Source organism: Mycobacterium sp. TH-M103, assembly GCF_057473785.1.
Genome location: NZ_JBYCLG010000008.1, coordinates 1 through 13,590, shown reverse-complemented (window position 1 = coordinate 13,590; position 13,590 = coordinate 1). Strand labels below are relative to the sequence as shown.

Sequence of the window (13,590 nt, the reverse complement as noted above, 5' to 3'; positions counted from 1 at the left end):
GCCGCAGGCGCCCAGCGCGCTGGACAGCACATGTCCGCGCTCGGTGGTCACCGCGCCGCCGGACGCGTTGCCCAACGGCATCGGGATGTCGACGTGTTGGCGGCTCGGCCAGAGTAAGACCGCACCGACGAGCACGGCCACCCCGATGCCGACCAGCAGCCCGACCACGATCTTGGCCGGCAGCGGGCCCAGCGGCGACGGGCCGCGCGACACGTCGTTTGAGTGGTGGTGCGGGTGTACGTGCGTCACCCGCACCACGTTAGAGGGGCCTACTGCCGGTAGGCGGCCAGGAAGTTGCCCAGCCGCTCGATCGCCGCGGCGAGGTCCCGGGCCCACGGCAGCGTCACGATTCGCAGGTGATCCGGTGCGGGCCAGTTGAAGCCGGTGCCCTGGGTGACCAGGATCTTCTCCTGCAGCAGCAGGTCGAGTACCAGCTGCTCGTCGTCGGCGATGTCGTAGACCTCGGGGTCCAGCCGCGGGAATGCGTACAGCGCGCCCTCGGGCTTCACGCAGGACACCCCGGGGATCTGGTTGAGCTTCTCCCAGGCGACGTCGCGCTGCTCGAGCAGCCGGCCGCCCGGCAGCACCAGGTCCTCGATGCTCTGGTGGCCGCCGAGGGCGACCTGGATCCCGTGCTGGGCGGGCACGTTGGGGCACAGCCGCATGTTGGCCAGCAGGCTGATGCCCTCGATGAAGCTGCCGGCGTGGTCCTTGGGCCCGGTGATCGCCAGCCAGCCGGCCCGGTAGCCGGCGACCCGGTAGGCCTTGGACAGGCCGTTGAACGTCAGGCACAGCATGTCGGGCGCGAGCGTGGCCACGTTGATGTGCTGGGCGTCGTCGTAGAGGATCTTGTCGTAGATCTCGTCGGCCAGCAGTAGCAGTTGGTGCTTGCGCGCCAGGTCGACCATCCGGGTGAGGACCTCGCGGCTGTACACCGCGCCTGTCGGGTTGTTCGGGTTGATCACCACCAGCGCCTTGGTGCGCTCGGTGATCTTGGATTCCAGGTCGGCGAGGTCGGGCTGCCAGCCCTGCGTCTCGTCGCACAGGTAGTGCACGGGCGTGCCCCCCGCCAGTGACGTCGACGCCGTCCACAGCGGGTAGTCCGGCGACGGGATCAACACCTGGTCGCCGTTGTCGAGCAGGGCCTGCAGCGTCATCGTGATCAGCTCGGAGCACCCGTTGCCGAGGTAGACGTCGTCGACGTCGAACCGGGGGAAGCCCTCGACCAGCTCGTAGCGGGTCACCACCGCGCGCCGCGCGGGCAGGATGCCCTGCGAGTCGGAGTAGCCCTGGGCGTAGGGCAGCGCCTGGATCATGTCGCGCATGATCACGTCGGGCGCCTCGAAGCCGAACGGCGCCGGGTTGCCGATGTTGAGCTTGAGGATGCGGTGCCCCTCGGCCTCCAGCCGCGCGGCGTGCTGGTGTACCGGGCCGCGGATCTCGTAGAGGACGTCCTGCAGCTTGGACGATTGCGCGAACACCCGTTGCCGGTGATGGCCGCTGGTGTGCACGGGCAGCTGGTGGGTTGTCACCCCACTATGGTGCCATCACTGTCCACCGATATTTTGCTGACCGACGCCAAACGGGTGGTCAGCGCTTTCCGGGCGGACGGGCGCCGCGGGCGATGCCCAAGCCTTTGACGGGCGCTGCAGGAGGCGCCTGGTCGTCGCCGCTCTGTTTTGCCGGCTCGGATTTCGGCGCGGCCTCCGGCTCGGCTTCCGCGGTCTCGGGAGCCTTCTGTGGCGCCTGGGCCGGGGCCTTCTTCGCGCCGGGCCGCTTGGCGCCGGCGGCGATACCCAGGCCCTTGACAGGCGCGGCGGGCGCGGCCTCGGCTTTCGGCTCCGCCTGTTCGGGCGCCTGTGCGGCGGGGGCGGCCTTCTTGGCGCCGGGCCGCTTGGCGCCGCCAGCAATGCCCAGGCCTTTAGCGGGTGCGGGCGCGGCCTTCTCCGGCTCGGCGGCGGGCTCCTCGGCTTTGGCCGGCGCCTGCGCGGGTGCGGCAGGCGCGGCGGGCTCGGGCTTGGGCTTGGGCTTCGGCGCGGCCTTCGCCGCGGCTTCGGCGGCCGCACCCTTGGCCGGCAGCGTGGCCTTGTCGTACTCGAGCGACCCGAGCAGGATCTGCGCGACGTCCATCACCTCGACGCCCTGGCGGCCGGCCTCCTCCTGGCGGTCGTTGACGCCGTCGGTGACCATCACCCGGCAGAACGGGCAGGCGGTGGCGATGGTCGCGGCCCCGGTGGCCAGGGCCTCGTCGACGCGCTCGTGGTTGATCCGCTTGCCGATGTGCTCTTCCATCCACATCCGCGCACCGCCCGCGCCGCAGCAGAAGCTGCGCTCGGCGTGCCGCGGCATCTCGGTGAGGGTGGCCCCGGCGGCCCCGATGAGCTCGCGCGGCGCCTCGTACACCTTGTTGTGCCGGCCCAGGTAGCAGGGGTCGTGGTAGGTGATGTCCTGGGACACGGGGGTGACCGGGACCAGCTTCTTGTCGCGGATCAACCGGTTGAGCAGCTGGGTGTGGTGCAAGACCGTGTAGTTGGCGCCGAGCTGGCGGTACTCGCGGCCCAGGGTGTTGAAGCAGTGCGGGCAGGTGACGACGACTTTGCGGTCGACGGTCTCCACGCCCTCGAACACCCCGTCCAGGGATTCGACGGCCTGTGCCGCCAGTTGCTGGAACAGGAACTCGTTGCCCGAGCGGCGAGCGGAGTCGCCATTGCAGGACTCGCCGGCGCCCAGCACCAGGTACTTCACCCCGGCGATCGCGAGAAGTTCGGCGACGGCCTTGGTGGTCTTCTTGGCCTTGTCGTCGTAGGCGCCCGCGCAGCCCACCCAGAACAGGTACTCATAACCGTCGAAGCTCTCGACGTCCTGGCCGTAGACGGGGACGTCGAAGTCGACCTCGTCGATCCAGTTGGTGCGGTCGGCGGCGTTCTGCCCCCACGGGTTGCCCTTGGTTTCCAGGTTCTTGAACAGCGTGGACAGCTCGGAGGGGAACTCCGACTCCATCATCACCTGGTAGCGGCGCATGTCGACGATGTGGTCGACGTGCTCGATGTCGACCGGGCACTGCTCGACGCAGGCCCCGCAGGTCACACAGGACCACAGCACGTCGGGGTCGATCACGCCGCCCTGTTGCTCGGTGCCGACCAGCGGGCGGGCGGCCTGCTCGGGCCCGTGGCCGGGCACCCGGCCGAACCCGGACTCGGGGACGTGGTGGCCCTCTTCGTGGACCGATTCGAGGTCCAGGCCCTCGAGCGGCTCGGCGGTCTTCTCGCCCAGGATGTAGGGCGCCTTGGCCATCCAGTGATCGCGCAGGTCCATGATGACGAGCTTCGGCGACAGCGGCTTGCCGGTGTTCCACGCCGGGCATTGCGACTGGCAACGCCCGCACTCGGTGCAGGTCGCAAAGTCCAGCATGGCCTTCCAGCTGAAGTCCTCGATCTTGCCGCGGCCGAATCGCGCGTCGTCGGGCGGGTTATCGAAGTCGACCGGCTTGCCGTTGTATTCGACCGGCTGCAGCGGGCCCAGCGCGTCCGGCAGCCGCTTGAAGATCACGTTGATCGGCGCCGTGAAGATGTGCAGGTGCTTGGAGTGCAGCACGATGATCAGGAACGCCAGCATGACCGCGATGTGCGCGAGCAGCGCCGTCGTCTCGATGATCTCGTTGGCGGGCTGGCCCAGTGGGCGCAGGATCGCCCCGAACAGCTGCGACAGGAACGCCCCCTTGCCGTAGGGCAGGGTCCCGTTGTTGACGGCCGAGCCGCGGACCAGCGCGTAGGTCCAGATGACGTTGAAGATCATGAACAGGACCAGCCAGGCGCCGCCGTTGTGCGAGCCGTAAAACCTCGAGCTGCGCCCGATCTCGCGCGGGTTGCGCATGGTGCGGATGATCGCGAAGGTCGTGATGCCGAGGAAGACTGCGGTGGCGAAGAAGTCCTGCAGGAAGCCCAGGGCGTCCCAGCGGCCGATGATCGGGATGTGGAAGTTGGCCTGGAACAGGAAGCCGTAGGCCTCGATGTAGACCGTGAGCAGGATGAAGAATCCCCACATGGTGAAGAAGTGCGCCAGGCCGGGGATCGACCACTTCAGCAGGCGGCGTTGCCCGAAGACCTCGGAGAGCTCCGTCCAGACCCGCTGGCCAGGGTTGTCGGTGTGGCCGGGGGCCGGCCGCCCGGCCGTCGTGAGCTTGAACAGCCACCAGACCCGTCGTAGGGCCAGGGCGGCCACGACCAGCGTCATGCCCATGCCCACGGTCAATCTGATGAGCATCTGTGTGGTCACAGAGGATCTCCCCAATGCATCGTTAGTTCAGCCCGCGTGATTTGCCTGCTTAGCCCTGCTCATAGTTGCATCCCCGGCGCTTTCGACGCGAGAAAGGGTGCCCTAACCTAGGGTTGTTCGGTGCCCCTGGCCTGCGGTGCAGACCCGGCCGGGGCCGGTGCCGCCGACGCCCGGCCGCCTCAAAAACCTCGGGCAGGGTGGGGCCGGTCGGCGTGACGGGCGGCAGGGTCACCGTTTCCTGGAGCGCGGTGCTCGTCAGCCCCCGAAGGGGGGCTGGAGCCGGGGAAACGGCAGCTCGCGGGTGGTCGTGGGCGGCGGGGTCGTGGTCGCCTGCGAGGTCGTGCTGGGCGCCGTCGTCGTCGTGGCGGTGGTCGTCGGGGCCGGGGTGGTGGTTGCGGTGGTGGTCGGCGGCGCGCTGGTGGTGGTGGTGGCGGCGGTGGTCGTCGTCGTCGTCGGCGGCGCGCTGGTGGTCGGCGCGGCAGAGGTGGTCGTCGGCTCGGTAGACGGGGGCGGTGGCGGGATGACCGTCACGGTGGGGCTGTTGTTCGGCCCGGTCACGGTCACGGTCTGCGGCGTCGGCGGGGGCGCCGACGGGCTCGGTTTGCTCCGGCCCAGGGTGAGCGCCAGCAGCACCGCGACCAGCACGGCGGCGCCCGCTCCGACCAGGCTCAACACGAGCGCCGTGCGTTTGTACCACGGCAGCGGCCCGTCCTGCCCGGCGTCGTCGCGCGGCTCGCGACCGTAGCCGCCGGTGTGCTCGGGACCGCTGTAGGGGACGAAGTCTTCCTCGTCGGCGTCTTGCGACCAGGCCACCGGTTGGCCGTCCGGGTTGCCCGCGTCCGCCGCGGCGGTCCGGGCCGCCTGGGTCAAGTCGTCGGGGGCGGCACCGACCATCTCGGTGGGGTTCTCGATGGCCGCCGCGGCCGCGGTCGGAGGCCCCGCCGACGCCCGCTGCTCGCCGAGCAGTGCGGCGCCGATCGCGGCGCTGTAGCCGGGTTGCGGCGCGGCCAGGACCGGCAACCGCAGCCGCCCCGACAGTCTCGTGGTGATCAGCGGAATCGCGGCGCCGCCGCCCACGATCGCCACGCTGGCCACCTGCGACCGCGCAACCCCGTTGCGTTGCAACACCTCTTCGACGGTGTCGAGGACGCGGTCCAGCGGTTCGGAGATGAGCTGGTCGAACTCGGTGCGGGTCAGCCGGACCTCGTCGCCGGACGCTCCCGGAACCCCCGGGATGATGGCCGCCGTGGCCGCCGACAGTTGTTCCTTGGCGCGTCGGCATTGGCCGAGCAGGCGGCCCGGTGACTCCATCCGCGTGGTGGCGTCGGGATCGGGCGCGGTCCCCCGCACGTGCTGAAGGACGAGCCGGTCGATCGCGTCGCCGGAGAAGTCGGCGTAGCGCAGCGACGGCGCGAGCTGGCGGAAGTTCGATCCCGCATCGCTGAGCGTGATGCTGGTGCCGCCGGCCCCGAAGTCGCAGACGACGACGACCCCGTCGGCCGGCAGCCCCGGCCCGGCGCGCAGCGCCGCGAGCGCCGCGGTGGCGTCGGACACCAGCATCGGCGGCACGCCGCCGGCCGCCAGGTCCGGCTGGGCGAAGAACTCCTCGCGCAGCGCGGTGGACTGCGCCTCGGACCAGTACGCCGGCACCGCGACGGTGATCGGGGTCCCGGAGCCCACGGTGCGGGCCATCGCCTCGATCGCCTCGACCGTGAGCACCTCGCCGAGGTACTTCGTCCCGTCGGCCGCCACCAGCGGAGTCCGGTCGCCGACGCGTTCGACGAATCCCCGCAGCACCAGTCCGGGCTCGGTGAGGTTCGGGTTCTCGTCGGGCAGACCGACCTCGGTCGCCCGCTGCTCGTAGAGCGTCACCACGGGGCTGCGGCGCACCGAAGCGCCACCCGGGTGGGCCGCGACCAGGTTCGCCACCCCGATCGACAACCCGAGCGACTCGCTCATCTGGCACACCTTCGTCCGTTGTCAGCCGCCCCGCCGCGGATTGCAGCGAGTCTAAGGGCGCCGGCGCGCTGCGGCCCCGGTGACGCGGCGGTGCGTGCTCAGGGCAGGCCGGGCGGCAGCGTGATCACCGTCGGAATCTCCGGGATGGTGATCACCGACGGCAGATGCGGCAGGTGGTGGTGCGGCGGCTCCGGCCGCTGCGTCGGCTCCTGGGCGGGATGCTGCACCGGGGGTGGCGGCGGCGCGGCCGAGCTGGACGGCGTCGTGGTGGTGGTCGTGTTGGTCGGCGTCGTGGTGGTCGTGGTGGTGCTCGTCGGCGAGGTGGTGCTGGTCGTGGTCGTGGTCGTCGACGGGGCGTTGCCGCCGCCCTGGTTGCCGCCGATCAGCTCGACAATGCCGAACACGATCAGCCCGATAAGGATCAGGACCAGCACGACCCAGCCCACCAGCATCGCGGGCCTGCGATACCAGGGCCTGGGCTCTTCGTCCTGGTCGAAGGAGTCGGGTTCCTGCGGCTGCCCGAATTGACCGGGCTCCTCCGGCGGGGTTTCGCTCCCCTCCGGGGGGTGTCCGCCCAAGCCCCAATTGGCATGCTCGGTCGGCTGGTTGTGGAAGTCGTCAGGTGGGCCGTAGCGTGCCACGGCAACGATGTTACTGACCCCGGGGCGGTTGTGGTCGCCGTCGCCCGGAAACGGCGGTGCTCAGAAGGTGTCGACCTTCTCTACGCTGACGAACATCCCGTGGCCGGTCTTGTCGTTGGTGAAGCGGGTGCCCTCGGGGGTGGCGTTGATCGTCCAGCCCTGCGCCGCGTAGGTCTTGTAGTCGATCGTGACGGTCGGGATGGCGCCCAGGTTGCCCAGCACCCACTGCACGGACCCGCCGGCGGTGATGCTGACGCCGTTGGCGTGCTCGCCGTCCTTGAGCGGGGAGTCGGTGAACGGCGCCTCGCAGCCGACGGTGTCCTTGTTGATCTGGCACCGGGTCTGACCGGACTTGGTCTCGATGAACACGTAGCCGTTGTCGTCGGGCGGCAGCGGGATGGCGCCCGACGGCGTGGTCGGTCCGGTCGGGGCCGGCAGGGCGGTGGCCGGCGGGGGCGACGACGGTGCCGGACCCGGCGTGGGAATGCTGGGCTCGACGGGCCCCGCGCCCGGCGCGGCGACCGGCCGGCCCTCGATGCTGGAACTGCAGCCGGACACCGGCACGGCGCTGACCAGCACGGGCGAGAGCAGCAGCGAACCTCCGGCCAGACCCCACCGCGCCTTCTGTGACAACCGCACGAGCTGCTCCCGAACATCTGAAATAGCGGACTTCAGATTATTCACCGAAGTCGCGCGGGCTACTGCGGTGACGCGCCCGTGGATGCGCGGGAATCGGCGCCGCGCAGCGCCTCGGCGGCCCGGTGGGCGGCGGCGACGATGCCCTGGTAACCGGTGCAGCGGCAGAAGTTCCCGGACAGGCCCTCGCGGATCTCGGCGTCGGTGGGCTCGGGGTTATCGCGCAGCAGCGCGGTCAGCGACATGACGAAACCCGGCGTGCAGAAGCCGCACTGCAGCCCGTGGCACTCCCGCAGCGCCGACTGCACGGGCGACAGTGCGCCGTCGGGCGAGGCGATGCCCTCCACCGTCGTCACCTCCGCGCCGTCCGCCTGCACCGCGAACATCAGGCACGCGCGCACCGCGGCACCGTCCAGGAGCACCGTGCAGGCGCCGCACGCCCCGTGCTCGCAACCCAGGTGGGTGCCGGTGAGCCCGCACCGCTCGCGCAGGAAGTCGGCCAGCGTCATGCGCGCCTCGACGCTTGCGCTGGTCGGGGTTCCGTTGACGTACAACCGGATCGGTTCCTCATGCATGGTGGGCCTGCGCTTCCTGTACGGCCTGGGTCCAGGCGCGCGCGGCCATGGCGGCTCCCACCTGGGTACGGTACGGTGCCGACCCCTGCAGGTCGGTCGGGATGTCGTCGAGCCCGCTCATCGCGGTCCGGCCGACGTCCCGGGGATCCAGCCCGCCGACCGGCTCGCCGAGCACCGCGGCCTCGGCCGCGGCCGCGCGCCGGGGCGTGGCGCCCAGGCCCAGCAACCCGATCGCGGCGCGGGACACCCGGTCACCGTCGTCGAGCTGGACCGCGACCAGCGCGCCCGCGATCGCGAAATCGCCGTGCCGGCGCGCGAATTCGTGCACCGCGAACCCGCACCTACCGTGCCACGACGGGAACCGCACACCGGTGAGCGCCTCGTCGGGGCCCATGGCCGTCTCCCACAGGCCGACGAAGAAGTCGGCGCCGGCGATCTCGCGGCGCCCGCGCGGCGAGGCCACCTCCAGCACCGCGTCCAGGGTGAGGGCCACCGCGGGGTATTCGCCGGCGGCGTCGGCGTGGGCGATCGACCCGCCCAGGGTGCCGCGGTTGCGGATCTGGAAGTGCCCGACGAACGGTGTCGCCCGGGCCAGCAGCGGAACCCCTTGGCGCACTATGGGATCGGCGCCCACCCTGGCCTCGGTGGTGCCCGCGCCGATCCACACCCCGTCACCCCGCCGCTCGATGCCCTGCAGTTCGCGCAGCCGGGAGATGTCGATCAGGTGGTCGAAGTAGGCCAGCCGCATCGACAGCATCGGCACCAGGCTCTGCCCGCCGGCGATGAGCTTGGCGTCCTCGCCCAGTTCGGCCAGCAGCCCGACCGCCTCGTCGGTGGTGTCGGGACGGTGGTAGGCGAACGACGCGGGCTTCACCGGTCCCTCCCGGCCAGCAGCGCGGCGATCGAGGCGGGGCTGGCCGGCAGCCGGGTGACCGTCACGCCCAGCGGTGCGAGCGCGTCGTTGATCGCGTTGATCACCGCCGGCACCGACCCGATCGCGCCGCCCTCCCCGGCGCCCTTGTAGCCGCCGGGTCCGGGGCCGGGTATCTCGACGTGCCCGAACTCGATGGCCGGAACCTCGGTGGTGGTCGGCAGCAGATAGTCGACGAACGTGGTGGCCAGCGGGTTGCCGTCGTCGTCGTAGCGCAGGTCCTCCAGCAACGCGCCGCCGATGCCCTGGACCGTCCCGCCCGCGATCTGGCCCTCCACGATCGCCGGGTTGATCATGGGCCCGACGTCCTCGCTGACGATGTAGCGCAGCAGGGTCACCTTGCCCGTTTCCACGTCGACCTCGCAGGTGCAGGCGTGGGTCGCGTTGGCCCACAGGATCGGGGCCGCGGCGACGTAGCGGGCGGTGGCTTCCAGTTCGGGGGACATCCCGGGCGGCAGCTGTTGAGGCGAGTAGTGCGCGAGGTAGGCCAGCTCGCCGAAGGTCACCTTCCGCGACGGGTCGCCGCGCACGATCGCGGTCGAATGCGCCAGTTCCACCTCAGATTCGGAGACCTTGAGCTGGTTGGCGGCCAGCGCCACGATCTTGGCGCGCAGCGCGGCCCCCGCCTGGGCGACGGCGCCGGCGGTCATCGGGCCGCTGCGGCTGCCCTGCGTGCCGGCCCCATACGGGGTGATCGCCGTGTCGCCCTGGATGGTGGCCACGTCGTCGATGTCGGCGCCCAGCGCGTCGGCGGCCAGCTGGATCACCGTGGTTTCCAGGCTGTTTCCGCTGGAGCCGCCGTTGACGTAGACGTTGATCCGGCCCGTGGGCTCCATGCGCATGGTGCAACCCTCGGTGGCCAGGTGCCCGGTCGCCGCGCCGGTCGGCTCGATGTAGGCCGAGAAACCCAGACCCAGGTAGCGGCCCTGCGCCAGCGCTTCGGCCTGCTCCTTGCGGAACCCTTCGTGGTCGAGGATTTTCACCGCCTGCTCGAAGGTCTCGATCGGGGCGACGTGGTCATACGGCATGCCGTTGGGATTGACGTAGGGCATCTCGTCGCGCCGCAGCAGGTTGCGCCGCCGTAACTCGACCGGGTCCAGGCCCATCTTGCGGGCGGCGATGTCGAGCACGATCTCGCGGGCCAGCGACTCGTACTGCCACGGGCCGCGGTAGGCGGCCAGCCCGCTGGTGTTGGTGAACACCGTCTTGTAGTTGAAGCTGGCCCTGGGCACCCGGTAGGGGCCCGGGAAGAACATGCCGATGGCGGCCGTGGTCAGCACCGGGTACGGCGTCGGGTAGGCGCCGACGTCCTGCACGAAGTCGATGTCGGCCGCGGTGATGGTGCCGTCGGAGTCGAACGCGATGCGCGCGGTGCCGTCGACGTGGCGGGCCTGCCCGGCCGACATCAGGTTCTCGCGCCGGTCCTCGATCCACTTCAGCGCCGTGGGCACCTTGCGCGCGGCCAGCATGATGCACATGTCCTCCCGCATCGGGACGACCTTCTGGCCGAAGCCGCCGCCGGTGTCGCGCATGATGACCCGGACACCTTGGGCGGGGATGCCCAGCAGGCGCGCGCAGAAGGCGCGAAGTTCGTGCGGGGTCTGCGTGGACGCCCACAGCGTCAGCTCCCCGGAGGCGGCCGACCACTCGGCGACCAGGCCGCGGGTCTCGATCGGCACCGGCGCGTAGATCTGTTGGTAGATATGCTCTTTCACCACGCACGCCGCGGAGGCGAACAGCTCCTCGTCCGGCGGCGCCCCGCCCAGGCCGCCCGCGACGTTGTCGGCGTAGGCGTCGTGCACCAGCACCTCGGAGGTCTGGGCCCGGGTGAGGTCGGTGATCGCGGGCAGCGGCTCGTAGTCGACGTCGACGAGTTCGAGCGCGTCCTCGGCGACATACCGGTTCTCGGCGACGATCAGCGCGACCGGGTCGCCGACGAACTTCGCCTCGCCCTCGGCCAGCGGCGGCCGCGGCGTGTCGGGCACGTCCTTGCCGGCCACGGCGTGCCAGGCCTCGTGCACGTCGGGGTTGAGGTCGGCGGCGGTGAACACCGCGCGCACCCCGGGCAGCGCCAGCGCCGCCGAGGCGTCGATGCCGTTGATCTTCGCGCGGGCGAACGGGCTGCGCACGAAGCAGGCGTGCAGCATGCCGGGCCGGGAAATGTCGTCGACGAAGCTGCCGCGGCCGGTCAGCAGCCGCAGGTCCTCCACCCGTTGCACGCGCGTGCCCGCGTAGCGCGGCGCCGGGCTGGTCGGGGCTGCCTGCACGTCGTGGGCCATGACGCTCCATCCGCAGTTTGCGCACGGTTATCGCTCGATGAGAAGTCCGATGTCATCATAGGAGAGTGGGGTTACCGCAGTCGACACCGCGGCACGTGGGGATCGTGCTGGCCGCCGGCGCGGGCCGGCGGTACGGCAAGCCCAAGGTGCTGGTCGAGGGCTGGCTGCCGACCGCGATCGGCGCACTGCGCGACGGCGGCTGCGCCGGCGTCGTGCTGGTGCTCGGCGCCGCCGAGGTGCCCGCCCCGCCCGGGGTCACCGCGGTCACGGCGTCGCGCTGGCGCGAGGGGCTGAGCGCGTCGGTGTGCACCGGCCTGGCCGAGGCCGACCGCCTGGGCGCCGACTACGCGGTGCTGCACGTCGTGGACACCCCCGACGTCGGCCCCGACGTGGTGGCGCGGGTGCTGGGCCGCGCGGAGGCGTCGGCAAGCGGGCTGGCGCGCGCCGTCTTCGGCGGGCGGCCGGGGCACCCGGTCGTCATCGCGCGCCGGCACTGGCCCGAGGTGCTGACCCGGATATCCGGGGACCAGGGCGCGGGGGTGTACCTGCGCGAGCGGACGGACGTCGCGAACGTCGAGTGCGGCGACCTCGCCGGCGGCCAGGACGTCGACGAGCCTCAAGACGAGCCGCGTTAGGAGATCAGGTTCATCGCCACCGCCGCCAGCAGCGCGATCAAGGCCAGGGTCCGCTGCGGGACGGCCTCCAGCGCGCGCCGGGGCCGATCATCTGCAGCTGGCGATGGCATCCGGCTCCTGACGCCGCGACTGGTGGGAACGCTCAGGCTGACCCAGCAGCAACCTCGGCACCGGGCAACGCGGCCTGAGCTCCGATTTGCGTCGATATGTTTACCTGGGTCGGTCCGTACCGGGAGAGGAGCAGCGTGGCAGCGATACCGGTCATCGCACTGACCGGCTTTCTGGGTGCGGGCAAGACGAGCCTGCTCAACCACGTGCTCCGCGCGCCCGGGGCCCGCATCGGGGTCGTCATCAACGACTTCGGAGAACTCAATGTGGACGCCGGGCTGGTAACGGGTCAGATCGACGAGCCGGCGTCGATCGCCGGTGGGTGTCTCTGTTGCCTGCCCGACGACGGCGGTCTCGACGAAGCTCTCGCCAAGCTCGCCGACCCCCGCCTGAACCTCGATGTCATCATCGTCGAGGCGTCCGGTCTGGCCGAACCGACCGCGGTGTCGCGGATGATCCGGTTCAGCGGTGTGGAGCGAGTGCGTCACGGCGGCGTGGTCGACGTCATCGACGCGGCTCGCCACTTCGACACCGTCGACCGCGGAGGGGCGGCACCGGCCCGCTACGGCGCGGCGTCGCTGGTGGTGGTCAACAAACTCGATCAGATCCCCCCCGACGACCGCGCGAAGGTGTTGGAGCGCATCGAGACGCGGGTCCGGGGAAGCAATCCGGATGCCCACATCGTCGGCGCGGTCGGCGGGCGTGTCGACCCGACCCTGCTGTTCGACGTCTCCGAGACCGACGACGAGGCCGGCTCGGGCCAGTTGTCGTTCCGCGCATTGCTTCTCGACGGCCAAGCCACCGAAGCCGCCGGAGACCACGACGGCCACCACCGTCACGACCGCGTTGCTTCTGTGACGGTCACCGGCGACGGGTGCGTCGATCCCGGCGCGGTCTTCGATCTTCTCGAGGACCCTCCGGTCGGGGTGTACCGGATGAAAGGCACCGTCGCCGTTCGCTATCGGGAACGCGTGCGCCGCTACGTCGTCAACGTCGTGGGCACCTCGGTGCATGTCGCCCCCGCATTGCCCGGCGCGCACGCCAATGCGCTGGTCGCGATCGGCACCGGCCTTGACGTCGACCGGGTGCGCGAAGGCATGACGGCCGCATTGCGCCCCATCGACGGCCCGGCCCCGGCCGCCTGCGTGCGTCGGTTGCAGCGCCACCGTAGGCAAAGCATCTGAACTGCTCCGGGGCCCCGGGAACAAGACGACCGCGCCCGCCGTTAGCATGATCGACAACTTGAGTGCATCCGACTCAATCCTAGGTTGACACCACCGCTTCGCGAGGAGCAGGCTTGAGCGGGGGGCACTCAGCAGTAAGACGCTCGACTACTCAGGAGGAATCACTATGGCTCGTGCGGTCGGCATCGACCTCGGGACCACCAACTCCGTCGTCGCGGTTCTCGAGGGTGGCGACCCCGTCGTCGTCGCCAACTCCGAGGGCTCGCGGACCACGCCGTCCATCGTCGCGTTCGCGCGCAACGGCGAGGTGCTGGTGGGCCAGCCCGCCAAGAACCAGGCGGTGACCAACGTCGACCGCACCGTGCGC

10 protein-coding genes and 2 pseudogenes are annotated in these 13,590 nt (G+C 70.9%); 3 read left to right on the top strand and 9 right to left on the bottom strand.

What is annotated here, in order from left to right:
- The 9 genes and pseudogenes from AC2VOR_RS00350 to AC2VOR_RS00310 all read right to left on the bottom strand — a co-directional run.
- A pseudogene (locus tag AC2VOR_RS00350) lies at positions 1 to 258 on the bottom strand (YibE/F family protein); the annotation flags it as partial.
- Between the two features lie 11 nt (positions 259 to 269).
- Positions 270 to 1,558: pseudogene (locus AC2VOR_RS00345) on the bottom strand (pyridoxal phosphate-dependent aminotransferase).
- Positions 1,559 to 1,590: 32 nt separating this feature from the next.
- The gene (locus AC2VOR_RS00340; protein WP_486962984.1) at positions 1,591 to 4,275 is read right to left on the bottom strand and encodes a (Fe-S)-binding protein; all 2,685 of its coding nucleotides are present in this window, start codon (positions 4,273 to 4,275) and stop codon (positions 1,591 to 1,593) included.
- Positions 4,276 to 4,530: 255 nt separating this feature from the next.
- The gene (locus tag AC2VOR_RS00335; RefSeq protein WP_369740963.1) at positions 4,531 to 6,234 is read right to left on the bottom strand and encodes an Hsp70 family protein; all 1,704 of its coding nucleotides are present in this window, start codon (positions 6,232 to 6,234) and stop codon (positions 4,531 to 4,533) included.
- A 98-nt stretch (positions 6,235 to 6,332) separates the two neighbouring features.
- A complete protein-coding gene (locus AC2VOR_RS00330) occupies positions 6,333 to 6,875 on the bottom strand; it encodes a hypothetical protein (protein WP_369740962.1) in 543 nt (180 codons plus the stop codon).
- A gap of 60 nt (positions 6,876 to 6,935) precedes the next feature.
- Positions 6,936 to 7,514, bottom strand: a complete 579-nt coding sequence (locus AC2VOR_RS00325; RefSeq protein ID WP_369740961.1) for a hypothetical protein — start codon at positions 7,512 to 7,514, stop codon at positions 6,936 to 6,938.
- Positions 7,515 to 7,573: 59 nt separating this feature from the next.
- Positions 7,574 to 8,086, bottom strand: a complete 513-nt coding sequence (locus tag AC2VOR_RS00320) for a (2Fe-2S)-binding protein (protein ID WP_369740960.1) — start codon at positions 8,084 to 8,086, stop codon at positions 7,574 to 7,576.
- Positions 8,079 to 8,960 carry an FAD binding domain-containing protein gene (locus tag AC2VOR_RS00315; RefSeq protein WP_369740959.1) on the bottom strand — a complete coding sequence of 294 codons (882 nt, stop codon included), beginning with the start codon at positions 8,958 to 8,960 and terminating at the stop codon, positions 8,079 to 8,081. The genes AC2VOR_RS00320 and AC2VOR_RS00315 overlap by 8 nt, the downstream gene beginning before the upstream one ends.
- Positions 8,957 to 11,296 (bottom strand): xanthine dehydrogenase family protein molybdopterin-binding subunit, encoded by a 2,340-nt coding sequence (locus AC2VOR_RS00310; protein WP_486962983.1) that lies wholly within the window; start codon positions 11,294 to 11,296, stop codon positions 8,957 to 8,959. Before AC2VOR_RS00310 ends, AC2VOR_RS00315 begins: the two co-directional genes overlap by 4 nt.
- Before the next feature lie 65 nt (positions 11,297 to 11,361).
- Between AC2VOR_RS00310 and AC2VOR_RS00305 the strand changes: the two genes are divergently transcribed.
- From AC2VOR_RS00305 to AC2VOR_RS00295, 3 genes are all read left to right on the top strand, one after another.
- Complete coding sequence (locus AC2VOR_RS00305; RefSeq protein WP_369740957.1) at positions 11,362 to 11,931, top strand: nucleotidyltransferase family protein; 570 nt, start codon at positions 11,362 to 11,364, stop codon at positions 11,929 to 11,931.
- Between the two features lie 245 nt (positions 11,932 to 12,176).
- Positions 12,177 to 13,223 carry a CobW family GTP-binding protein gene (locus AC2VOR_RS00300; protein WP_369740956.1) on the top strand — a complete coding sequence of 349 codons (1,047 nt, stop codon included), beginning with the start codon at positions 12,177 to 12,179 and terminating at the stop codon, positions 13,221 to 13,223.
- A gap of 166 nt (positions 13,224 to 13,389) precedes the next feature.
- The coding region (locus tag AC2VOR_RS00295; RefSeq protein WP_486962982.1) for an Hsp70 family protein at positions 13,390 to 13,590 on the top strand (201 nt) is incomplete at its 3' end.